The organism is Oceanicoccus sp. (assembly GCF_029238675.1).
Classification (GTDB): domain Bacteria; phylum Pseudomonadota; class Gammaproteobacteria; order Pseudomonadales; family Dasaniaceae; genus Oceanicoccus.
This window is the reverse complement of record NZ_JAQWFR010000028.1, coordinates 54,862-76,724: the sequence shown is the minus strand read 5'-3', so window position 1 is coordinate 76,724 and position 21,863 is coordinate 54,862. Positions and strand designations below refer to the sequence as shown.

Genomic DNA, 21,863 nt, shown 5'->3' with positions numbered 1-21,863 from the left:
GGTTGGATTATGTCTACACCCGAGCACAGCGAAGAAAACGGCATCGACTTTTCGATGCTCCTGGCCTCCTCTGTTCACGATATCAAAAACTCCCTGAGCATGTTGCTGACCTCATTAGATGAAGTCATTGATATCACTACCGAAGAGCGTCCAGAACAACGTAAAAGTTATAGCATCTTGCGCGGTGAAGCCTCTCGTATTAATAATGCTCTAATTTATTTACTAGGGCTTTATCGCTTGCAAAACGAACAGCTCTCATTAAATTTGCAGGAAGTGTTTATTGCCGACTTTTTGGAAGAGCAGCTTGAAAATCAAAAGCTGTTATTTGATGTGAATAATATCGACGTAGTGATTGACTGCGATGAAAATCTGACCGGTTATTTTGACGAAAACCTGATTGCCGGCGTTATTAATAATATTTTAGTAAATTGCGCCAAATACACCAAAGACACCATCACCTTGTCTGCGCAACAGCAGGATAACTACCTGACCATTAGTATTAACGACAACGGCAGTGGTTACCCACAGCACATTATTGACCATATCAGCAACGATAATCGCGGCATTGATTTTAACAGTAGCAGTACCAACCTGGGCTTATTTTTTTCTCAACAGATAGCGTCCATTCATCAATGCAAGGGACGTAGCGGTTCGATAGAACTCTCCAACCCCGAACAAGGTGGCGGCTGCTTTAGGCTTATCCTGCCCTAACTCATCGCTTTATAGAGGCAACTATGACTGAACAAGAATCACCTTTTACCAAAGAACTTATGCAAACGATTTTTGATGCTATAAGACACTGCAAAGTGCTGGGTATAAAGATTCATAGCATTGAAGGCAAGCAACTCACCACACGACTTGCCTATTCAGAACAAATTATTGGCAACCCGGTAACCGGTGTTATCCATGGTGGCGCACTAACCACCTTACTAGACACTACCTGCGGCATATCACTCCCCATTGCCATGGAGGAATTTACTATATGCCCGACACTCGATTTACGCATTGATTATATGAGTGCCGCCAAACCCCACCAGGATATTTTTGGTCGTGCTGAAGTTTACCGCATTACAAAAAGTGTGGTTTTTGCTAAAGGCATTGCCTTTCAGGAAGATGAAACCAAACCCATCGCCCATTGTGTTGCAACGTTTATGCGACTACCTCAAGCAGTAACCGATAGTGTCGATGCCAAAGATTACCTGGGAAATAACTATGACGGATAAACTCAAGCAACAACTGACGGAGGCTATTGCCAATAAAGATATGGCTACATTGATAGCCAACATTCCCTATGCCACTTTTATTGGTATTGAAGGCTTGGCCATTGGCGAAGACTTTATCTTCAAGCTACCCAAAAATGACGACAACCTTGGCAACCCAACCCTCCCCGCTATTCATGGCGGTGTACTGGGAGGCTTTATGGAAACCTCCGGTGCACTCTATGTAATGATGTCTTCTGAAATGCTTACAGTACCCAAGGTCGTTGATTTCTCGATTGACTACCTAAGCCCTGGTCACCATATTGACAGCTTTGCTCGCTGCACCGTGGTACGCCGTGGCCGCAAGATCGCTAATCTCTCAGTCGTTGCCTGGCAGACTTCTGAAGACGAACCCATTGCCACCGCAAGAGCTCACTTCCTTCTCAAATAATTGCACCGCCGCATATTTATTTTACATGTAAGGCTTTTAATTTAGCTTCCTATATGTACAATGAACCCAAGGATCTACTTCTTTAGGATAAAACACTGCATTCATATCACTGGCGGTCAACTGATCGCACCAGCCTTCAAAGAGCATTTACCATGGCACTTTTCTCGAAGCCTACTGCTAGAGCACTAGCTATTATTGACCTACTTATGGCCAACCCTAAGTGTACCTATGGTCTCACAGACCTTACACGCAGGCTTAAACTCAACAAAGCCACCTGCCACGCCATTTTAAGCACCATGAAAAGTAATGGATTTTTGCTTCAAGATCCTAAAAATAAAACTTACCGCCTTGGCCCATCAATGGCTGCAGCGGGTCATGCCGCCATATCTCAACTGCCATCGTTGATTTATACGATGACTGAAGTTAGAAACCTTAGTTTAGAATTGTCGATGGACTGTATTATTTGCGCCTGCTCCAATAACAGCCTGGTTACGCTGGCCCACTACCAACACTCTGACACCAGACTGCCTGAAAGCGGTCTTCGGCTGCCCAATATTGCGCCGTTAGGAGCCTGCTTTATTGCCTGGTCAACTGCTTCTCAGCTACAGCAATGGATTAGCCAGGGCCATGAAACACAAGATGAATACCTGGAAATACTTGACTACAAAATACGAATTTCTGTGATTTCCATTTTAAAGCGAGGCTACGAAGTCACATTAAAAACCTCGGCTGAGTCAAATTGGAGAGACTCTTTAAACAATACCAACACGCAAGCGCAAGAAGAACTTAATCACATTTACCAGCAGAGTCTTTTCCAGGAAGACTTTCACCTCAATAACATAAAGGCACATAAAAAGTATTCAGTCAGCCAAATTACGGTGCCCATCTTTAATCTTGCCAACAAACCTGAACTGGTGATGACTGTAAGTCCCAGGCAAATGCTATCTGGTAAAGAGATTGAAGCTATTGCAGACAGATTGAAACAGGCCTCACGAAGAGCCAGCCGTGCTGTCACAGAATCTCAAGCTAAGCCTTAATCAATGCCATTGAGACTGTTATCATAGCCAGCACATTAGCCCTGGTTAAACTCCCATGACAGACTCAGCAGAATACAAACAAAAACGCGCCTTCTACGACAACTTACTCACCATATACGGCCGCAAACCTGTACTGGAAGCCCTGCAAGATAACAGCATTAATATCTATAAATTGCACTTGGCAGAAACCAATAAGTCAGGGGGCATCATTGAGCAAATTAGCACGCTGGCGGAACAGCGTAATATAGCTATTCAATGGCATAACCGGCAATCGCTATCAAGGATTTCTCGCAACAGCAAACAGGACCAGGGCGTTGCAGCGGATATACAAATTGACCAGCATCAGTCCGTTGATGAGTTTATTAATAAGCAGAATAACCCTTATCGTTTACTGGCTCTCGATGGCATTACCAACCCACAAAATGTCGGCATGATCATTCGCTCAGCCAGCGCGGGTTCTATTGATGGGATCATTATCCCACGTAAAGGCTGTGCTGCATTGTCGCCACTGGTTATCAAAGCCAGCGTGGGTACCATTTTTAAAGCCACCCTGCTGCACTGTGAAACTCTTAAAGAAGCACTGGCCAGTTTTAAGCAACACAACACGACCATTTGCACATTATCATCCCATGCAGAACAGTCTTTGTTTGATTACCACAATGACCAATCCACTATCTATGTACTGGGTAATGAAACTGACGGCGTCTCAACCGCGATAAGCCAAATGTCCGATCAACAATTAGCGATCCCAATGAATAACGGTGTTGAGTCATTAAATGTGGCTGTTACCGCAGCGCTAATTGCTTTTAACCAAAGCTAGACCCCCTCACTGTCATTCCCGCCCCCGACTAAAGCACTCGAGGGCAGGCTTCGGCGAAAATGACTCTCGTCATTCCCGCGAAGGCGGGAATCCAGCCTGTATGCTTATGCTGTTATTTCCGCCAAGGCGGAAATCTACAGCGCTGGATTCCCGCCTTCGCGGGAATGACGGTGCTTTTTGAGAGTGACGGTTTGGCTAGGCCCTAGCAGCCCAATAATCTATTGCCTTCCTCGGCAAAACCGTTGCCCACTTCGGTAAAGTAGCTGAATACCACGTCGGCACCGGTTTTGAGTAACTCCTGCCGATCATCCTCAAAACGGGCGATACAGGCTATTTTTCCGTTAAAACCTGAGAGGCCTATCTGCTCAATAATAAACTGCATCTCTAACACACTAGGTGTGGAGAGCATAATTAACTCGGTTTCTGTTAAATCGATCTCAGCCCAAAAATCCGCATCCTCACCATCGCCGATAATCACTTCACGGTCGGCATCTTGATGGGTTTGTGCTCTATCCTCATCAGCTTCAATACCCAGCACCTGCCCTGGGTGAGCCTTCGCCAATGTGTCGTAGGTCGCAGTCCCCACTCGCCCCAAGCCGATAATTAAAATTTTGGCTGGGTTGCTGGTATTTAATTCCAGTTTTAAGCGCTGGGGAGACCACTGCAAATTATTGATAAACTCTTTATGACGGGCATAAATTAAATGGGAATATTTCGACACAACACTGCTAATAATTAATGAGAAGGTAACGGCCAAGGCAATAATCACTAACCATTGGTCATCCAGCATATCTTTGCTTACCGCCATTTTGGCAACAATCAAACCAAACTCACTAAAGCTGCTAAGGGTTGCTGCACTGAGAAAGGCATTGCGGGGGCGCATTCTGAACAGGATAAAAAAGAACCAAAACAATAAAAATTTAATCATCAGCAGCATCGAAATGGAGACAGCGGTTAACATCATTTCAAGGGTGGGCAGTGCCGCCAGGCCAATCAGTAAAAAGAAACCAACCAAAAATAAATCCTTAAAAATAATCAACGACTTATAGAGTTCCGTCGCTTTATTGGTATTGGCCAGTAATAGCCCCATACACAAGGCCCCAAGGTCTGCCTTGATATTGACCAGCGTAAAAATTTCAGACGCTGCCAAAGCCAGCACAAAACCGGTGAGCGGTAACAACTCACCGTGCCCGGCCTTATTGATCAGGCGATTAATTAATGACTTGGTGGGTATAAACAACACCAGCAAGGCAGCCCATATAGTCGGCACCTGCCCTGTAGCTACCGCAAGAAATATCACCGCAAAAATATCCTGAATCACTAAAACACCTACAGCAACTTTACCGTGTTTGGCTTTTAGCTCATCCTGGTCTTCCAGCAATTTGATCACGCCGATGGTACTGCTAAAGCTTAAGGCGAAGGCGATTAGTAGAGCCGACTCCAGTGACATACCCATAACACCCGCCAACCCAAAGCCCACCGCTGAAAATAGCAGCCACTTAATTACCAGTAACAGTAAACACCAGAGTAAGGTATGGCCGACAGCGGTAAACAACACTTCGGGTTTAACCAGGGTGCTGATATTGATTTTCAGGCCAATGGTAAACAACAATAAGGTCACCCCTAAATCAGCCAGGGTATTAAGACTACCATCAGGCACATAGCCAAAGGCGTTTAAGGCAAAACCGGCTAATAGATAACCGACAAGTGGCGGCAAGTTAATCTGCCTGACAGCAAAACCAAATGAAAAAGCTACCCCAATCCAGAGATAATCCATAAATCTATATCACACCTTTTGTTGCCAGATAGTTACAAGCTTGCGCGGATTTGGATTCTAATCTTTATCGACTATGCATACCAGCGCCATCACAGGCCTCGGCAAAAATGACGGTCTTTTTTTTGGTGATTACTGGCAGGTCTGGTCACCGGCCGTGCCGATATAGCGCTCAATAATATTGGCATCATCAAAATGCCGACGGCCATAAAAAGCGGTGGCATGGTGCCCCCATTGACGCATTTCCCCCGGTGCGGGAATACCCATTGGCCATAGGAAAAAACGCTCGCCCCGTTCGGTTCCCGCCACAACACCATCGGTTTGGAAAATGCTTTGCCGCAGGTTTTCTGTGCCTGGTTTTGCGACTGACCGCAGCGAGTTATAATCCGCCCATTGATATTCAACAAGGTTTTCACCCACCTCTGCTTGCTCCAAAACACGATCCAAATAATGGGAGGTATGCGCAAGCTGAAGTGTTAGTGGCTTATGGCTTGTTGATGTTAGCTGCTGAAAAGAAAACGCCGGTTCTTCCAGTACACCAGCAAGTTGTTTGAGACAGCTTTTATCTGTTGGAAAAAACAAATGATAACAACCACAGTTATGGATGGAATCATAAGCTAACGGCAGGCCCTGCTTCGATAGCGTCACCCGCCATGTCAGGCCATCAATATTACCCCCCAGATAATCCATAGCAGATTGTTTGGGCCGCGATGGAAACCAAAAAATATAGTTGAGCTGTAACAGTATTTGCTGATTAAACCGGGTATAAGATAGATATTGATAAACCGTAGGCGTACCAGTGATAACAACCGGTGTCTCGCTCTCTTCTGACCAGGTAATACGGCCTATTCGATCGTTTTCTGTTTTTGTTGCAACGGTAATATTTGGCGCGAAGGCGGCAAACAGCAATGCCCTATCCCCGGCCTTTAATTGCGGAATACCTAGCGGGTGCTGCCCGTAAGCACGCTCCATCACCCATGGAACCTTATCCGCAGCCGGTCTGGCAGGAGCTAAATAGGTAACACTATTCTCGAGAGGCACAGGGTTTTTATAAGTGTCACGAATTTCATCATATAAGTTCTCGGTACCATATTGGGTTGCCCATGCCGTTAGCCAATACAGGCCAATAATGCGCTTCCAGGTTTGGTATTCATCGGGGACATCCACTGCCTTAATCAACTTTTCTTTTACGGCCCAACTTGCGCCAGCAAAATCCGTTTGCCGCAATATCGCGGTACAGTGAGTGAATACTGCTTGTTTAGGTAATTGGGCTCGTCCCGCTTGCGACAAATTGGCTAATTCAACTTGCAAGCCTTCCATACCCAGGTTTTGCAACTCATCTAACCAGCTTGCAAAGGCCTTATCGGAGCTGACCTGGTATTTAAAGCTGGCCAGCCATCGATTACTGCGCAAGTAAGGATAAGCAGCGATTTTTACTGCCTGGCTATCGCCAACTTTTTCATGGTTAATTATTTGCTCGCTATCATCGAATAACTGTCGACACTCCCTGGCACCAGACTTCTTATTGATCACTAATGCCCTGTCCGACACATCGGGCACCATGGCGCAGGCCACCACAAAAGTCATTAACACTAAATAGAATAACGGGTACAAAATCATGTAGCCTGTTTATGATCGGTCGAATGATACTGACAATAATTCACCCACAACTCAACTTTTACCCATCATATAGTCCATTAACAAGCGCCTGACTCGCTGCTGCGATCCCTGATTTAAACAATGCAGATCTTCAGCCAATAAAGGCTTACCTGCCATTAAACGACGTAAGGTTTTAACAGGGATTTCCAATTGTACTTTCTCGCTGGCCGGCTCTAAATAATATTGCTTCATGCTAAAGTCTCCTTGGTTGAGTTAAAAGCATCATAAATGATAATGATTATCATTTGCAATATTGTTTTACTATTAACTCCTAACACAAGGAATATCACTCCAACGGGTGGTATAGGCCGGTGACAGGTATTGCTGGCGCATTTTCCAGCGCTGCTTTGAGCCTTCGGCACCGATATAGGCAGAACCCTGCCCATAGCGACGGTTAATCTTGTCCAGTGCTGCCATCAAATGCTCGGACTTTAAGGGTTGCCCTGGGTGGAATAAATCATCTTGCTGAAAGGCTTTGTCCTGCAACTCAACCAGCCCTACTCCGGCTTTTAAATAACGTCGGCCAGCCTGGAAAATATCCCTTACGGCTTTGCGTGCATAGTGAATAATAAAGCGGCTATCGTCGGTGGCGAAGGGCAGTTTGATGGTGCGACTGCGGCTGTAGTAATCAGGCTCATAGGGAGAAGTATTGATAAACACCTGTAAGGTTTTTACGGTGTGGTTTTGGACCCTGAGTTTTTCCGCGGCCCTGGCGGCATAGCCACTTACCGCATGCTCTAATGGTTGCAATGTGGTTAGCTTTTCACCAAAGGAACGGGTACAGAAAATTTGCTGCTTGGCGACGGGTTGTTGATCAAGCGAGTAACAGGCAATGCCGTTTAACTCATTAATAGTACGCTCAATATTGATATTGAACTGCTTGCGCAGTTGTTTCGGGTCAGCTATTGCCAAATCATAAGCGGTATAAATATCCAGGGCGTTTAACCGGTGAGCAAAGCGTGAACCTATACCCCAGATTTTTTTAACCGGTAAACGCTGCTGCACCCACTGCCATTTATGGGGTTGGTCGAGCACACAAACACCATTCAGTTTAGGGATTTTTTTGGCGGCGTGGCTGGCGAGTTTGGTCAGGGTTTTGGTGGGTGCTATCCCCACTTCTATTGGCATTCTGACTTCTTGCCACAGGCTTTTTTTAATCGTTTGGCCATAGGTATTAAAGTCATCATTTAGCCCCGTCATATCCAGAAACATTTCATCAATGGAATAGACCTCTACCTCCGGGGAAAAGCGACTCAAGGTGGTCATCACTCTATGGCTGATATCCCCATAGAGTTCGTAGTTAGAGGAAAAAATCGCTACGCCGTGCTGCCTGAGTAAATGCTGGATTTTATGGAAGGGCTCCAAATCGGGAATACCCAGGGCTTTGGCCTCATGGCTGCGGGCCACTACACAGCCGTCATTATTGCTTAGCACGACAACCGGCTTGCCCCTCAGGTCCGGGCGGTAAATTTGCTCACAGCTGGCAAAGCAGCTGCGGCAATCAGCCAAGAGGAACATGGCAGCGTATCCAGCGTCGCACCACACCCTCGATCACCAACTCACTATTGCCGATAGGTATAGGCTGCATAGTGTCATTAGCAGGGAGCAGTAGCTGTCGCTCGGTATCAATAGTTTTGCAGGTTAAATCACCATCTAAAGCGGCAATTACCAGACTGCCATTTTTGGGTTTTATATGGCGCTCTACGATTAACAGGTCACCGGGGAACAGGCCAACATTAATCTGCGACAGCCCCACTACTCGCGCGATAAAGGTCGAACTGGGCTGCTCTATCAGCTTTTTAAGGAGATCGATCTCCTCATCAATAAAATCATCTGCAGGGCTGGGAAAGCCGGCACTAACAGCATGGCCGTATATTGGAATTAGTATCACTTTCATAGTATGACTATTTATACTGTATGGACATACAGTATGTCAATATATCTTTATAATAATTCCGGCAAGGCGGCGGGGATAAGTACTGGAAAAGGTATCGGAAAAGGTATCGGAAAAAAACGGAGGATGGATCTAAGGAATTCTTAAAATGACTTTGATGCCAATATCGTTACAATCACTGTGGATATAGCCGATAAAGGTGGGATTATCCTTAATCAGAAGCCTCACTTCATTGCAGTTAGTCACTTGAACCGGTGGCTGGCTTCTACCGGTGAAAACCTGTCGAGCCCAATACACGTTCATTTGGTTTTCATTTTTATTCAGCAGCTTGCTATAAAACTCATTGCGAGTGTGGCTGTCTCTGGACTGGTCAACGGGAATAATCAATCCCCCGTTAGACAGCCTTTTTGTTTTACCGAGAAATATATTAGCAACCTGTACTGGAGAAATGTTATTGATGTCTCTATCGGGATGAACAACCACAAAAATACTGGCAAAGACATGCACAGGCAACAGTAAACCTATCAGCACGACTATCAATCCAAACCAGTGAGTATATGGTTTAATAATCATTAAAACACCATATCTATTACTAATGCGAAGGTGTCGACACTATCAACATCTGTTGTCGAATTAGAAAATCTCAAATTGAAAAATCTACCACCGGTACCATCAAAATCAGTAAAATGACTCCACTGAAATTTTACGCTGGTATTGGCATTAAGATTGTAACGCAAACCCAGGCTATAAGAAGTGGTGGTAAATTCCAGAATGTCGCTATAGACAGGAATGCTGAACGGAGGAAATTCAACTGGCAACTCAAACAACACCTGAGACGGCGCTTCATTTGTGGTGTAAGATTTTCCGTAGCTAAAGTACGGCAGCCAATGGTCTATATACTTGCCGATTGTGATATAACCGGAATTCTTACCGAATAAAACCGTACTACTTCCTGTATCTAAAACCGACAATTCCGATATCAATAACCAATCGCCATCGTCATAGATCGCTGCCGCAGCGTAATAATCAATAGCATCCCCAATCTCAAACGAAGACTCCAGTTGAGGAAATGTGGGGTAATTAAGCTCAGCATCATTAACCTCTAAGAAGCTGGCCCGATATGTCCAGGGCCCGCTACTGGAAGTGAGGTTAATACCGTAGGTAGTACTGGCCTTTAAGATCTCTGTATCAACACTACCGCCAAAAACTTGCAACTGATGAATCCAGTCTCCAGTCGACATCGAGTAGAGAAAATCTGCGCCCTCATAATCAAACAACGGCACAACATAAACTTCAGAGGGAGGCGTTACCCAAGGGTAGCTAAAGCCCACTTCCGCGGACTCAGAAAAAAAATACAGGGGTAAGCGTAGGCGACCTGCGCGAAAGGTTAAATCATCAGTCAGGTGATAACGAAAAAAAGCCCAATCCAGATCAGTATCCAACCCCCAATCCTTATCCGCCTTTGACACTATCTGGCCTGTAACATTAAATTTACTGGTCAGCTGGTAGGTAGCCTGCAAACCCAGTATGGCCTTCGTATCGAAGGATAGATCACTCCGATAACTTTCATTAGTGCTGGTCACTTCGGGATCAGCATGATTGACTCCTACCGTCAAAAAACCATTGATATGCAAATCGCTACGCGGCTTATTAAAGGAGGGCTTAAACGATTCACTGCCTACCTCATCAGAACTGGTATCGGAGTAACTAACGGCAGGCAACAACAACAAACAAGTTATCAACCACCGTGAATACAGTTTGTGGTATCTCATAATTATCGCTATGAATGTATTGATTAAATCAGCTAACGGCATAAATAAAATCCGCCAAAGTGAGCTTGTTTTTCTGATTATTAACTACGGGCATCACAATGCTCCTAAGCTAAGGCGAACTTTGATGCATACTAGCATATTTGCCCCCTGTAACACAGGCAGAGCTTTTTATCATTATCTCTGTTTCTGCGAACATGCTGCCCTATTCTATGTCTGAGAAGGTAAGAATTATAGCATTGACCTGCTGACCGGCGAGCTGGTGGAAGAGAAAAGATTCAGGCTCTCCCTTGATCAGTCGCCGCCTATTTCAAAGGTTGGCCAGGCGGCGCGGATATAAACTACCATAGACCAGAGCGTCAGGATAGCGGAGAGGTAGAGTAATACCAGCCCCGCATCCAGCAACATTCCACTACGTTCAGGGGCTGCGACCAATAACACCAGTATTGCCAGAATCTGGAACATGGTTTTAACCTTGCCCACATAAGACACCGCCACACTAGTACGTTTGCCCAACTCAGCCATCCATTCACGCAAAGCGGAAATAACAATTTCACGACCAATAATCACCATGGCCGGAATGGTAAACCACCAACTGCCAAACCGCTCCACTAATAGCACCAGGGCAATAGCCACCATCAGTTTGTCAGCAACGGGATCAAGAAACGCACCAAAGGGCGTAGACTGATCCAACTTACGGGCCATATAGCCATCCAGCCAATCCGTAATGCCCGCCAGGGCAAAGATCACCGCCGACGCCATAAAGCTCCAGTGAAACGGAAGATAAAAGACAAGAACGAAGACGGGTATCAGGGCTATTCTAAATAGCGTGAGGGCGTTAGGTATATTCATTAATCAGGCATCATTAAAATGTGCAGGCATTCTACCCATTATGGAGGGCCGCCACTATATCTCTGGCCAATTTTTCACTGATTCCGGGAATATTAGCCAAATCCTCTGCGCTGGCAGCTTTGACTTCCTGCCAGCCGCCAAAATGACGCAGTAATTCCCTGCGTCGCTTGGGCCCCACACCGGGAATACCTTCAAGCGGCGATTCACGGCGTTTTTTATCCCGCCGTTGCTTGTGGCCAGTAATGGCAAAACGGTGGGACTCATCGCGGATATGCTGCACCAGATGTAAACCGGAGGAATCCGAAGGCATTACAAATTCTTCTCCAGTATCAGCGCGATAAAGCACTTCAAAACCGGCCTTGCGAGTTGTACCTTTGGCCACACCAACCACTAGCAGGTCAGTGATTTGCAGTTCCTCAAGCACCGATAGGGCCTGGCTTACCTGTCCCTTGCCGCCATCAATAAACAAGATATTCGGCATCGCCCCCTCACCGGATTTAATACGGGTATAGCGACGGCTCAGGGCCTGATGCATTGCACCATAATCATCACCGGCATTAACGCCTTCAATATTAAACCGACGATAATCAGATTTAAGGGGGCCGTTAGTATCAAACACCACGCAAGAAGCCACTGTTGCTTCACCGCTGCTGTGGCTAATATCAAAACACTCCAGCCGCTGTGGTAACTCCTGCAACTTAAGGGCGTCCTGCAAGGCTTCAAAGCGCTGGTAGATGGTTTGTTTATTGGCCAGGTGGCCGGTCAGGTTTTGTTGCGCGGTTTCAATAGCGAGTTTTAACCACTTGGCCCGATGGCTACGGACCTGATGGCTAATCGTGGTTTTGCGACCCAAACGTGCAGACAGGGCTTCGGCCAAAGTCTCCCTGCCTTCAAACCCATGGCTAACCACAATTTCCCTGGGCATATTATCGGCCCGGGCACCGGCACCATCCGCCAAATAGTACTGGGATAAAAACGCTTCCAGAATTTGTGGCTGCTGTTCATCCAGGTAAACTTTTGGGAAATAGCTTTTACTGCCTAAGACTCGGCCACCACGGACAAACAGCACCTGAATACACACAACCCCGGCGCGATAATCACAGGCGGCAATATCAATATCACCGGACTCCCCTTCGATATATTGACTGGCTTGTACCTGCTGCAGGTATTGGATTTTATCGCGGCATTCACCGGCTTCTTCAAACTCAAGCGCAGCGGAGGCGGTATCCATTTTATTGGCCAGCTCATTAATCAGGCTTTTATTCTTTCCCTCTAAAAACATCACTGTATGACGCACGGACTCTTCATACTCTTCAGCGGCAATTTTATTCACACAGGGCGCGCTGCAACGATCAATTTGATGCTGCAAACAGGGGCGTGAGCGATTATTGTAAAAGCTATCTTCACACTGGCGCACCTTAAAAACTTTTTGCAAAAAATTAAGGCTTTCTTTGACTGCACCGGAACTGGGGTACGGACCAAAATAACGCCCCTTACTTTTTTTGGCGCCACGATGAATCACAATACGGGGGAATTCATGCTGGGAAGATAAATAAATATAGGGAAAAGACTTATCATCCCGTAATAAAATATTATAAGGGGGACGTTGTTGCTTAATCAGGTTATGCTCCAACAATAAAGCTTCCGCTTCAGTGTTGGTGATAGTGACTTCAATGGATTGAATTTTTGAAACCAGGGCCGCGGTTTTAACCTCAAGGCCCTGCTTACGAAAATAACTGGATAAGCGATTTTTAAGGTTTTTGGCTTTGCCGGTATAGAGTATTTTGCCATCGGCATCATACATCTGGTAAATGCCAGGCTTGGTGGTCAGTGCTTTTAAAAATGACGAGTGATCAAATACCGGAGGCTTTTTATCCTCCGAGGTATTGGTCGTTTTATCGTTAATTGACTCGATCATTAAAAAATTTTCGGCTCAATTTCTAGTTCAATCGAAAAGCGTTGGGCAATATCTTCCTCAATAGCCTCCGCCAGGTCGAGTACATCTTTACCATCACCCTGCTGATAATTAATCAATACCAATGACTGCTGGTCATGCATACCAACGGCGCCCATTTTTTTACCCTTCCACCCCGCTTGCTCCAGCAACCATCCGGCAGCCACTTTAACGCGCCCATCGGTTTGAGGGTAACAGACCATATCAGGAAATTGACTTAACAGCTGTTGCTGCTGTTGTTGGCTAATTATCGGGTTTTTAAAAAAGCTACCCACATTGGCAAGTTTGGTTGGGTCGGGTAATTTACTTTGGCGAATAGCAATCACCGCCTCAGAGACTTGCTGAGCTGTGGGAGATTGAATACCTGCCGCTTTAAAATGCTGTTGTAAAGCACCATAGCTAATATTGGGTATATCATTTAAAGACAGGCGCAGCGTAACCGAGGTAATAAAAAAGCGATACATTAGCTGCTGTTTAAAAATACTATTGCGATAGGAAAACTGACACTCTTCTGCCGATAGTGTGCGCCAGGCCTGCTGATTCAGGTCCCAGCCGTAGACCGATTCCACAAGCTGTTCCAGCTCCACACCATAGGCGCCGATATTTTGGATGGGGGCGGCACCTACAGTACCGGGGATCAACGATAAGTTTTCCAGACCATAGTAGCCCTGCTGTAAGCAATACTGCACCAGACCATGCCAACTCTCACCCGCCTGCGCTGTTACCAGCACATCATCACCCTGCTGCTCTGCGCTAATACCTTTTAGCAGGCAATGCATAGCCATACCATCAAGGTCTTCGGTAAAAACGATATTACTACCGCCACCTAAAAAAATAACCGGCCACTCATTACACTTGGCCAACTCAAGGGCATCAACCACATCAGAAGGTTTTTTAATTTCAATCAGGAATTTTGCACTGGCTTCAATGGCCAGTGTATTAAGTCCCTGGAGCGGCGCATTCAGGCGCATATGTAATGTCACTTAAGTCACCACGCTAACAGGCATACTCAGTGGCCATCCTGGTCAAACAAGGCGCGTACTGCCTGTAAATCCTGTTCGGTATCAATACCGGCAGGAATAGCTTCACAGGCTTCACTGGCCATAATGGTAACGCCGTTTTCCAATGCGCGCAGTTGCTCCAATTTTTCGGTCACTTCCAGTGAGCTGCTTGGCCAGCTAACAAATTGGTGCAAAAAAGAAACCCGGTAAGCATAGATACCAATATGCCGATAGTAGTTAACATCCGCTGGTAACTGCTCATTGCTGCCGTCAAAGCTATCACGGCTCCAGGGTATAGGCGCGCGGGAGAAATACAGCGCTTTGCCGTTGGTATCCATAGTCACTTTAACGGCATTGGGGTTAAACACAGTTTCAATATCGGTAATTTTTTCTACCAGTGTGGCAATGCCCGCCTGTGGATTTTGTAATAACTTATTGGCCACTTGATTGATCACTGCGGGTGGAATTAAAGGCTCATCTCCCTGCACATTAACTACAATATGATCGTCATCAAGCTGTAACTGAGTGACCACTTCCTGTAAGCGGTCAGTGCCCGAGTCATGCTCCGGGGATGTCATCATCACCTCTGCGGCAAAACCATCAGCGGCGCTAACGATACGTTGGTCATCCGTTGCAATAACAACACGCCCTGCATTACTTTGTTTAGCCTGTTGATAAACACGCTGCACCATCGGCTTGCCAGCAATTTGCACCAGGGGTTTGCCCGGCAGGCGGCTTGATCCATAGCGTGAGGGGATAACGACGGTAAAACTCATGATTGCTGTCTCTTGGCATTCAGTGATTCAATCTGCTGGCTAATACTAGCAAAAAACAACGGATCAATCTCCGCCTCTACCGGCAAACACCAGCTATTGCCAGGGGCTTGTAGAGTGCGAACTTTAACTGCATCTTTGGCCGTCATAATTATGGGCAAAGTCTCAGCGAAGTTAAAATCCTGCTCAGCATAATGGTAGTGATCGGCAAAGGCATGCTCTACCGGATCAAAACCCAGCTGACGAAGAGTGGTAAAGAAACGGGCCGGGTTGCCAATACCGGCAACGGCATGAACACGTTTGCCATAGGGCCAGTCAGCCATAGTCACTTGGTTAGTTGTGGTTAGCGATTGCAGGGCTTGCGCCTGTAAGGTCATAGCATAAAAAGGCGTTGCTGCGGGCAACGGTAATTCTGTTTCTAACTTACCATTGGCAATAATATAGTCAACTTGTGATAAGCGATGAGTCAATTCACGCAATGGCCCCACTGGCAATAGCCAGGCATTGCCAAAGCCACGCTGGCCATCCACGACGACAATTTCTATATCCCGTTGCAAGGCATAATGCTGAAGCCCATCATCAGCCACAATCACATCACAATCATTGTGTTCTAACAGCATAGTGATAGCGCTTTTACGGTTGGCATCAATGACTACCGGTGCACCAGTTTGCTGGGCAATTAATAAGGGCTCATCACCGCAGTGAATGGGTAAGCTATCTGCCTTAACAGCATAGGGATAACATGGGGCGTCACTGCCATAGCCACGGCTAATAACACCGGGTTTAAAACCCTGCTTGCACAGCGCTTCAACAAGTGCAATCACTACCGGGGTTTTACCAGCACCGCCCACCGTAATATTACCCACGACTATAGTTGGCACAGCAGCTTTAAAGGAAGAAAAAATACCTAAACGAAAACCAAGGCGACGAACACCTGCCAGCAAAAAATACAGCAGCGACAAGGGCGCCAACAAATAAAGCCACAATGATTTTTGATACCAGCTGCGAACAAGGCGATGTTCGTTAGAAGAAGCAGTCATAGGCGTTTAGTCGCCGCCAGGATTTTTAGTGGTTAGGCTTAGTTGCGCAAAGCCTAACTGCCCCGCCGCATCCATGGCGGTAATCACTGCTTGATGGGGCGTGGTGGCATCAGCGGTGATTACCAGGGGCACTTTAACATCACCGGCGGAAACTTCTTTCAGTGCGGCCATCACGGTTTCAATGGTGGTTGAGACCAGACTGCGGCCATTGATTACATATTGGCCATTGGCATCAATTAAGATTTCTATTTGTTTCGGGAGGTCGGTTTTTTCTTCACCGGTGGCTTCAGGTAAATTCAGACTCAGGTGGGTTTCCTTGGTAAAGGTGGTTGAGACCATGAAGAAAATTAACAGCAAAAAAACGACATCGATCAGCGGCGTTAAATCCACGGATACGGCGGCTTTGTTTTGACGTTTAAATTGCACGGAATAGACCTTGTTTATCTAGTTATCTTTTACATCTACCTGGCGGTCACCATGTAGGGCATCCACCAATTTGATGGTTTCCTGCTCAAGGGTAACAATCACCGAATCAATTCTGCGGGAATAAAAGCGGTGCATAATTAAAGCCGGAATGGCCACGCTTAAACCGGCTGCAGTGGTAATCAAAGCTTCTGAAATCCCCCCCGCTAATACCGCGGCATTACCGGTGCCCTGTAACATAATTTCAGTAAAGACTTTGATCATACCAATAACGGTGCCTAACAAACCCAGTAAGGGAGAAACGGCAGCGATGGTACCCAGCGTATTGAGGTAACGTTCCAGCTCGTGAACAACATGACTGGCAGCCTCTTGAATGCTTTCTTTCATCACCTCGCGGCCATGGCGTGAGTTACTCAGGCCAGCGGCCAGAATGCGACCCAAGGGGGATGTCGTTTTTAACTCACGGATTTTGGAGGCGTCGAGCTGATTGTTTTTTATCCAACCCCATACTTGCGCCAATAGGTTAGGCGGAGCAATTTTAGCGGGGTTTAAAGCGATATAACGCTCAATACAGATAGCGGCTGCGGCAATGGAACAAATAATGATCGGCAGCATAAGCCAACCACCGGCTTTGACCAATTCGAACACGTTACTTTCCTCCAGCAATTAAGCGATCAGCTGATACGGTTATTATTAGCGTCCTGCATTATACTAATCAAGCGCACAAAGGCTATGCGCAAGGGCAATTCTTATTAAAAAAGATCAGCTGCCACTCAATCTCCCCCTTCCAACCAATAGCGCTGAAACTGCTCACGAAATGATTCTGGGGCAGAGACTTTGCCATTACGTACGAAAAACGTCAGTGCCCCTGCCTGGCTGGTGCTGTAAGTTGTCATATCCAACGCTCGATAGCGGTCAAGTATAGACGGATGCGGGTGACCAAATTGGTTGCGGTAGCCGCTACTAACAACCACCGCATCGGGGCTAACAGTTTTAACAAAGGGCCAGGAAGAAGAGCTGATGCTGCCGTGATGGGGAGCGATCAATATATCGGCGTTTAATAATGCGCCATAGCGTTGAACTAAGGCTAATTCCATCGACGTTTCAATATCACCGGGTAATAGGAAGCTGCTCTCCCCTACAGTGATTTTAAGCACACAGGAACGGTTATTGCTGTTAGATAAAGCTTGCCCATTGATGGCTTGCAGAAACTCAAACTCCACCTGGTCCCATTGCCATGCCTTAGCCGAACAAAAACCACCCTTAAAAAATTCCGCAACGGGCTTTTCTCCATAGAGCAGTCGCCTGGTTTCAATCTGGCTAACAAAGCGCTGCCAGCCTCCAGCGTGGTCATTATCCCCATGGCTAAGTACTAACAGGTCAACACTGTTGATACCGTGATATCGTAGATAAGGCACAACCACCGCCGTGGCCGTATCAAAGGTTTCACTAAATTCAGGGCCGAGGTCATAAACCAGTGTGTGATTACGGGTATTGATAACCATGGATAAACCCTGCCCAACATCCAGTACCGCCAGGCGTAAATCCCCTTTGGGTAATTTAGGTTGCTGATAGAAGATTAACGGCAATAGCAGCAACAGCGCATAATGCTTAACCGGCACACCCTTGGGTAGCAATAACAGCAAAACCCCGATCAAGGCTAAACACATAACCGGCCACGGCCTGCTAGCTATATAAAATCTGTTAGCCTCCGTGAAAGTAAACAACGCCGTTAGATAATCCATCGTACAGGCCAACAATATATCTACCAGACGCCATAGCATTAATGATAAATCCAAGCGGCTTAGCAAGGCAGCTATAAAATTAGCTGGCACAATCACTACACTAAATAAAGGGACTAACAGGATATTGGCCAGTGGGGAAATATAACTCAGCTGCCCTAATAAAATGGCCAATACCGGTAGCAAACCGATAAAAACCAGACATTGGGCTGACAGCAACTTTGCAGTCACCGTAGCGACGGGGTAACGCCCCACTCCGCCATATAACAAGCAGGCAACCGCAGCAAAAGATAACCAGAATGATAAAGAGATCGGTGCCAAAGGGTCATGCAATAAACAGCCAAGCAGTGCCGCTATCAATCCCTGACCTGCAGCCATATGGCGTCGATATACCAGCCTTAACATCACCACAGCAATCATAATTAACGCCCGCTGGGTGGGTAAGGTAAATCCCGCCGCCAGGGCATAGGCCGTAGCACAGACAAGGGCCAATAATGCCGCCCAGCGTTCCGCCGGCTGCGAAGGCATTAACAGCAGCAGCGGATAACGCAGCAAAGAAAATACCAATGCACTCACCAGGCCTATATGTAAACCCGAGATCACCAGCAAGTGGGTAACTCCCGTGGCCGCAAATAGTTCCCACTGCTGGCGGCTAATCCCGCGCTTATCACCGATAAGCAAAGCCTTGATTAAGTGTTTGTGCTGCAACGCAGGGCGGACAAGGTCAATTTTTTTCGCCATTTGCCAGCGCCAGTAATCTACCGAGCCAGTGTTGTGCCCTGTCTGCTGATTGAGCGGATGCTCAACAACACGCCCAACACCACCAATGCCTTGCTGTATTAACCAGCTTTGATAATCAAAACCACCAGGGTTGGCCATACCATAGGGGCGTTTTAATGTGACCTGTAATCGCCAACGCTGGCCGGGGACGATAGCGAGCCCCTGATACCAGTTCAGCCTGAGCAACTTAAGACCATCGTGGCACTCCGCCCCTCGGTGGCAAACAGCTTGACTAAGCGCCAGTTTAAAACGGCTTACAGGCTGGCCTCGGCTGACACTAAGTTCAGGTAACCCCACAACCTCACCCTCTACCCAGAGCAGCTCTTGCTGCCACTGCACCGGCAGCTGCGAATTAACAATCTGGTGGCCATAAACCAGGCCCCAACAGGCACCAGCTAAAAAGCAGGCCAGCCAATAGCAGCGCCATAGCCAGAGGCATACGGCCAATAGTAATATCGGAAGCACAAGAGCTAAGGGGGGCAACTGGGAAAACAGGCTAATCAGGGCAATGCCCACAGCCATTGAGGTCATCCTTAACATCATAAGACTTATCCTTAAGTCACGAATCGGTAAAACCCGGCTAGAGAAGCCGGTTAATTCCATGCATAATACGCCGCGCTTACAGATACGCAAGCCGCTTTATTGTTGCAGCAACGGAAGGCTGCAAGGCAACGTCGCAAAGCAACGTCATTCCCGCGAAGGCGGGAATCCAGCCTGCATGCTTATGCTGTTATTTCCGCCAAGGCGGAAATCTACAGCGCTGGGTTCCCGCCTTCGCGGGAATGACGGGGTTGTGGCAGGGTTTAAAAACGGAATTTGAATGATAGGCGAGCAACATATAGCTCAAAGCCAGTTATAATGGCAGACTATAATAATTAACTCTATTTCGGGAATCTTCGCCTATATGGCCCGCAAGATCATCAAACGCTTTCTGCCTGACCCCGACTGGGTGAAAGAGCAAAAGTCGCTTAAATTGCTGGATAAGTGGCTTCACGACCCCAATCTATGGCATTTAAATCGCCACTCTGTGGCGGCGGCCACCTTTATTGGTCTGTTTGTCGCGTTTATCCCGTTGCCAACCCAAATGATTATTGCCGCCCTATTGGCCATAATGGTGCGAGCCAATTTAGCCATATCTGTAGTGCTGGTCTGGATTTCCAACCCCTTTACCATGGGCCCGATGTTTTATCTCGCCTATAAGTTGGGCTCAGTGGTCATAGGTACCGAAGCTACCGATCTGGGCAGCTTTGAACTGTCCTGGGAGTGGTTACAGAATGGGCTGCAAAACAACTGGCAACCTTTCCTGCTGGGCTGCCTGCTATGTGGGTTATTTACCGGGTTGCTAGCTTCTACCCTGGTCAGGCTGGCCTGGCGGCAGCACGCTATTAGCCGCTGGAAAAAACGCCAGCGCAAGCGCGAGGCTCAGCAGTAGCTATTCATATCGCAAGGCTTCTGCTGGCAGTACCCGGGATGCCCGCCACGCGGGATAGATTGTCGCCAATAGGCTCATTATAAAGGCCGTAGCGCAAATCATCAGCACATCGGGTAGTCGTAAATCTGAAGGCAGATAGTCCACGGGGTAAACATCAGAATTTAAAAACTGGATATGGAACAGGCTTTCCATGGCCGCCACGATATCGGTAATAGTCAACGATAGCACCACACCCAATACAGTACCTACCGCCGTTCCAATTAAGGCAATCACCGTGCCCTGCACCATAAATACCGCCATTATCCCTGAAGGGCTGGCGCCCGCTGTGCGCAGGATAGCAATATCACCTCGCTTATCCGTCACCACCATGACTAATGCAGACACCACATTAAAAGCGGCTACGGCAATAATCGTTAGCAGCATCAGGCCAACTAATTGTTTCGATAACTGAATGGCGGAATATAAGTTGCCATGGGTACGTGTCCAATCACGTGTGGTGTAACCGTAGGGAATATTTTGCGCCAACTCCCAGGCAACCCGGGGCGCTTCAAAGGTATCTTTAACGGTGATGCGCATACCCTGACGCCTTTGTTCAGGAGGCATTAGTGATAAGGCGGTATTGATAGCAATTAATGCCACTGACTGGTCCAGCTCAGTACCGGTATCAAATATATCTGCAACGACTAACTGCATAAAGCGCGGCGCAATACGCCCCTGGGTATTTTCCTGCGGCACCATCACATTGAGCACACCGCCCGGTTTTACACCTAAACGTGTGGCCAGTGCTGAGCCTAATAATATTTGCCGACTATTGGCATCGTTAGACTCAAGTCCACTTAGTGCCTCTGCACTGACATAATCGGAAATAATCGAAACATGTTTTTCTTGTTGCGGGTCTATACCATAAATCAGTACACCTTCAACTTTGTTGCCTTTTAATAACATGGCATTCAATTGGGCAAAGGGCGCAACCGCTTTTACATCGGGGTGGTGTAAAACTTTTTCACGAATGTGCTGCCAATCCTGCTCGGCATTGGCGGGCTGTCCATAAGCAATCACATTGATATGTGGCACCAGGCCCAGAATGCGCGTACGCATTTCACGATCAAAACCATTCATCACAGAGAGCACTAAAATTAGGAGCGCAACACCCACCGCCATGCCCGCCATGGAGACCAAAGAAATAAACGAAACTAATTGGCTACGACGTTTAGCTCCGGCATAGCGCAGGCCAATAAAAAGCGGATAAGGCTTAAACAATGG

At 47.0% G+C, this 21,863-nt stretch carries 22 protein-coding genes; 6 read left to right on the top strand and 16 right to left on the bottom strand.

What is annotated here, in order from left to right:
* Positions 1-9: 9 nt before the first annotated feature.
* The 5 genes from P8H32_RS09885 to P8H32_RS09865 all read left to right on the top strand — a co-directional run bounded on the left by P8H32_RS09885 (position 10) and on the right by P8H32_RS09865 (position 3,507).
* Entirely contained in the window at positions 10-711 is a 702-nt protein-coding gene (locus tag P8H32_RS09885) for a sensor histidine kinase KdpD (RefSeq protein WP_297291964.1), read from the top strand.
* 23 nt (positions 712-734) lie between these two features.
* The gene (locus P8H32_RS09880) at positions 735-1,223 is read left to right on the top strand and encodes a PaaI family thioesterase (protein ID WP_297291963.1); all 489 of its coding nucleotides are present in this window, start codon (positions 735-737) and stop codon (positions 1,221-1,223) included.
* Positions 1,213-1,650: a PaaI family thioesterase gene (locus P8H32_RS09875; RefSeq protein ID WP_297291962.1), complete on the top strand. Its 438-nt coding sequence runs from the start codon at positions 1,213-1,215 to the stop codon at positions 1,648-1,650. Before P8H32_RS09880 ends, P8H32_RS09875 begins: the two co-directional genes overlap by 11 nt.
* Positions 1,651-1,802: 152 nt before the next feature.
* A complete protein-coding gene (locus tag P8H32_RS09870) occupies positions 1,803-2,687 on the top strand; it encodes a helix-turn-helix domain-containing protein (protein WP_301089297.1) in 885 nt (294 codons plus the stop codon).
* 55 nt (positions 2,688-2,742) lie between these two features.
* The gene (locus P8H32_RS09865; protein WP_297291960.1) at positions 2,743-3,507 is read left to right on the top strand and encodes an RNA methyltransferase; all 765 of its coding nucleotides are present in this window, start codon (positions 2,743-2,745) and stop codon (positions 3,505-3,507) included.
* A gap of 202 nt (positions 3,508-3,709) precedes the next feature.
* On the opposite strand, the gene P8H32_RS09860 is transcribed toward P8H32_RS09865, so the two are convergent.
* The 15 genes from P8H32_RS09860 to P8H32_RS09790 all read right to left on the bottom strand — a co-directional run bounded on the left by P8H32_RS09860 (position 3,710) and on the right by P8H32_RS09790 (position 19,711).
* Positions 3,710-5,284 (bottom strand): cation:proton antiporter family protein, encoded by a 1,575-nt coding sequence (locus tag P8H32_RS09860; RefSeq protein WP_297291959.1) that lies wholly within the window; start codon positions 5,282-5,284, stop codon positions 3,710-3,712.
* A 129-nt stretch (positions 5,285-5,413) separates the two neighbouring features.
* Complete coding sequence (locus P8H32_RS09855) at positions 5,414-6,895, bottom strand: hypothetical protein (protein ID WP_301089296.1); 1,482 nt, start codon at positions 6,893-6,895, stop codon at positions 5,414-5,416.
* Positions 6,896-6,952: 57 nt separating this feature from the next.
* Positions 6,953-7,132, bottom strand: a complete 180-nt coding sequence (locus tag P8H32_RS09850; protein WP_297291957.1) for a hypothetical protein — start codon at positions 7,130-7,132, stop codon at positions 6,953-6,955.
* A gap of 72 nt (positions 7,133-7,204) precedes the next feature.
* Entirely contained in the window at positions 7,205-8,458 is a 1,254-nt protein-coding gene (locus P8H32_RS09845) for a Y-family DNA polymerase (RefSeq protein WP_297291956.1), read from the bottom strand.
* Positions 8,442-8,837, bottom strand: a complete 396-nt coding sequence (locus tag P8H32_RS09840; RefSeq protein WP_297291955.1) for a LexA family transcriptional regulator — start codon at positions 8,835-8,837, stop codon at positions 8,442-8,444. Before P8H32_RS09840 ends, P8H32_RS09845 begins: the two co-directional genes overlap by 17 nt.
* Positions 8,838-8,966: 129 nt before the next feature.
* A complete protein-coding gene (locus P8H32_RS09835; protein ID WP_297291954.1) occupies positions 8,967-9,407 on the bottom strand; it encodes a hypothetical protein in 441 nt (146 codons plus the stop codon).
* The gene (locus P8H32_RS09830) at positions 9,407-10,606 is read right to left on the bottom strand and encodes a hypothetical protein (protein ID WP_301089295.1); all 1,200 of its coding nucleotides are present in this window, start codon (positions 10,604-10,606) and stop codon (positions 9,407-9,409) included. The genes P8H32_RS09835 and P8H32_RS09830 overlap by 1 nt, the downstream gene beginning before the upstream one ends.
* Before the next feature lie 291 nt (positions 10,607-10,897).
* A complete protein-coding gene (gene pgsA / locus P8H32_RS09825; protein WP_297291952.1) occupies positions 10,898-11,455 on the bottom strand; it encodes a CDP-diacylglycerol--glycerol-3-phosphate 3-phosphatidyltransferase in 558 nt (185 codons plus the stop codon).
* A 31-nt stretch (positions 11,456-11,486) separates the two neighbouring features.
* Positions 11,487-13,373 (bottom strand): excinuclease ABC subunit UvrC, encoded by a 1,887-nt coding sequence (uvrC, locus tag P8H32_RS09820; protein ID WP_301089294.1) that lies wholly within the window; start codon positions 13,371-13,373, stop codon positions 11,487-11,489.
* Positions 13,373-14,392 (bottom strand): UDP-N-acetylmuramate dehydrogenase, encoded by a 1,020-nt coding sequence (gene murB / locus P8H32_RS09815; protein WP_297291950.1) that lies wholly within the window; start codon positions 14,390-14,392, stop codon positions 13,373-13,375. Before murB ends, uvrC begins: the two co-directional genes overlap by 1 nt.
* Positions 14,393-14,418: 26 nt before the next feature.
* The gene (gene kdsB / locus P8H32_RS09810) at positions 14,419-15,186 is read right to left on the bottom strand and encodes a 3-deoxy-manno-octulosonate cytidylyltransferase (RefSeq protein WP_297291949.1); all 768 of its coding nucleotides are present in this window, start codon (positions 15,184-15,186) and stop codon (positions 14,419-14,421) included.
* A complete protein-coding gene (lpxK, locus tag P8H32_RS09805; RefSeq protein WP_301089293.1) occupies positions 15,183-16,223 on the bottom strand; it encodes a tetraacyldisaccharide 4'-kinase in 1,041 nt (346 codons plus the stop codon). The genes kdsB and lpxK overlap by 4 nt, the downstream gene beginning before the upstream one ends.
* 6 nt (positions 16,224-16,229) lie before the next feature.
* Complete coding sequence (locus P8H32_RS09800; RefSeq protein WP_297291947.1) at positions 16,230-16,649, bottom strand: biopolymer transporter ExbD; 420 nt, start codon at positions 16,647-16,649, stop codon at positions 16,230-16,232.
* An 18-nt stretch (positions 16,650-16,667) separates the two neighbouring features.
* Positions 16,668-17,294 (bottom strand): MotA/TolQ/ExbB proton channel family protein, encoded by a 627-nt coding sequence (locus tag P8H32_RS09795; protein ID WP_297291946.1) that lies wholly within the window; start codon positions 17,292-17,294, stop codon positions 16,668-16,670.
* Positions 17,295-17,419: 125 nt separating this feature from the next.
* Positions 17,420-19,711 carry a DNA internalization-related competence protein ComEC/Rec2 gene (locus P8H32_RS09790; protein ID WP_301089292.1) on the bottom strand — a complete coding sequence of 764 codons (2,292 nt, stop codon included), beginning with the start codon at positions 19,709-19,711 and terminating at the stop codon, positions 17,420-17,422.
* A gap of 361 nt (positions 19,712-20,072) precedes the next feature.
* On the opposite strand from P8H32_RS09790, the gene P8H32_RS09785 reads away from it, so the two are divergent.
* A complete protein-coding gene (locus P8H32_RS09785; RefSeq protein ID WP_297293309.1) occupies positions 20,073-20,600 on the top strand; it encodes a DUF2062 domain-containing protein in 528 nt (175 codons plus the stop codon).
* Here the strand turns inward: P8H32_RS09785 and P8H32_RS09780 are convergent, their stop codons facing one another.
* Positions 20,601-21,860, bottom strand: coding sequence for a lipoprotein-releasing ABC transporter permease subunit (locus P8H32_RS09780; protein WP_297293308.1), 1,260 nt, complete (start codon positions 21,858-21,860; stop codon positions 20,601-20,603). It lies immediately after the preceding gene.
* Between the last annotated feature and the right edge of the window lie 3 nt (positions 21,861-21,863).

Bases quoted from the DNA above. Each gene is read 5' to 3' on its own strand.
- uvrC (WP_301089294.1), bottom strand. From the start codon at position 13,373: ATGATCGAGTCAATTAACGATAAAACGACCAATACCTCGGAGGATAAA.
- P8H32_RS09830 (WP_301089295.1), bottom strand. From the start codon at position 10,606: ATGAGATACCACAAACTGTATTCACGGTGGTTGATAACTTGTTTGTTG.
- P8H32_RS09875 (WP_297291962.1), top strand. From the start codon at position 1,213: ATGACGGATAAACTCAAGCAACAACTGACGGAGGCTATTGCCAATAAA.
- lpxK (WP_301089293.1), bottom strand. From the start codon at position 16,223: ATGACTGCTTCTTCTAACGAACATCGCCTTGTTCGCAGCTGGTATCAA.
- P8H32_RS09835 (WP_297291954.1), bottom strand. From the start codon at position 9,407: ATGATTATTAAACCATATACTCACTGGTTTGGATTGATAGTCGTGCTG.
- P8H32_RS09870 (WP_301089297.1), top strand. From the start codon at position 1,803: ATGGCACTTTTCTCGAAGCCTACTGCTAGAGCACTAGCTATTATTGAC.
- P8H32_RS09865 (WP_297291960.1), top strand. From the start codon at position 2,743: ATGACAGACTCAGCAGAATACAAACAAAAACGCGCCTTCTACGACAAC.
- P8H32_RS09845 (WP_297291956.1), bottom strand. From the start codon at position 8,458: ATGTTCCTCTTGGCTGATTGCCGCAGCTGCTTTGCCAGCTGTGAGCAA.
- P8H32_RS09880 (WP_297291963.1), top strand. From the start codon at position 735: ATGACTGAACAAGAATCACCTTTTACCAAAGAACTTATGCAAACGATT.
- P8H32_RS09790 (WP_301089292.1), bottom strand. From the start codon at position 19,711: ATGATGTTAAGGATGACCTCAATGGCTGTGGGCATTGCCCTGATTAGC.
- kdsB (WP_297291949.1), bottom strand. From the start codon at position 15,186: ATGAGTTTTACCGTCGTTATCCCCTCACGCTATGGATCAAGCCGCCTG.
- P8H32_RS09885 (WP_297291964.1), top strand. From the start codon at position 10: ATGTCTACACCCGAGCACAGCGAAGAAAACGGCATCGACTTTTCGATG.
- P8H32_RS09785 (WP_297293309.1), top strand. From the start codon at position 20,073: ATGGCCCGCAAGATCATCAAACGCTTTCTGCCTGACCCCGACTGGGTG.
- P8H32_RS09860 (WP_297291959.1), bottom strand. From the start codon at position 5,284: ATGGATTATCTCTGGATTGGGGTAGCTTTTTCATTTGGTTTTGCTGTC.
- pgsA (WP_297291952.1), bottom strand. From the start codon at position 11,455: ATGAATATACCTAACGCCCTCACGCTATTTAGAATAGCCCTGATACCC.
- P8H32_RS09850 (WP_297291957.1), bottom strand. From the start codon at position 7,132: ATGAAGCAATATTATTTAGAGCCGGCCAGCGAGAAAGTACAATTGGAA.
- P8H32_RS09840 (WP_297291955.1), bottom strand. From the start codon at position 8,837: ATGAAAGTGATACTAATTCCAATATACGGCCATGCTGTTAGTGCCGGC.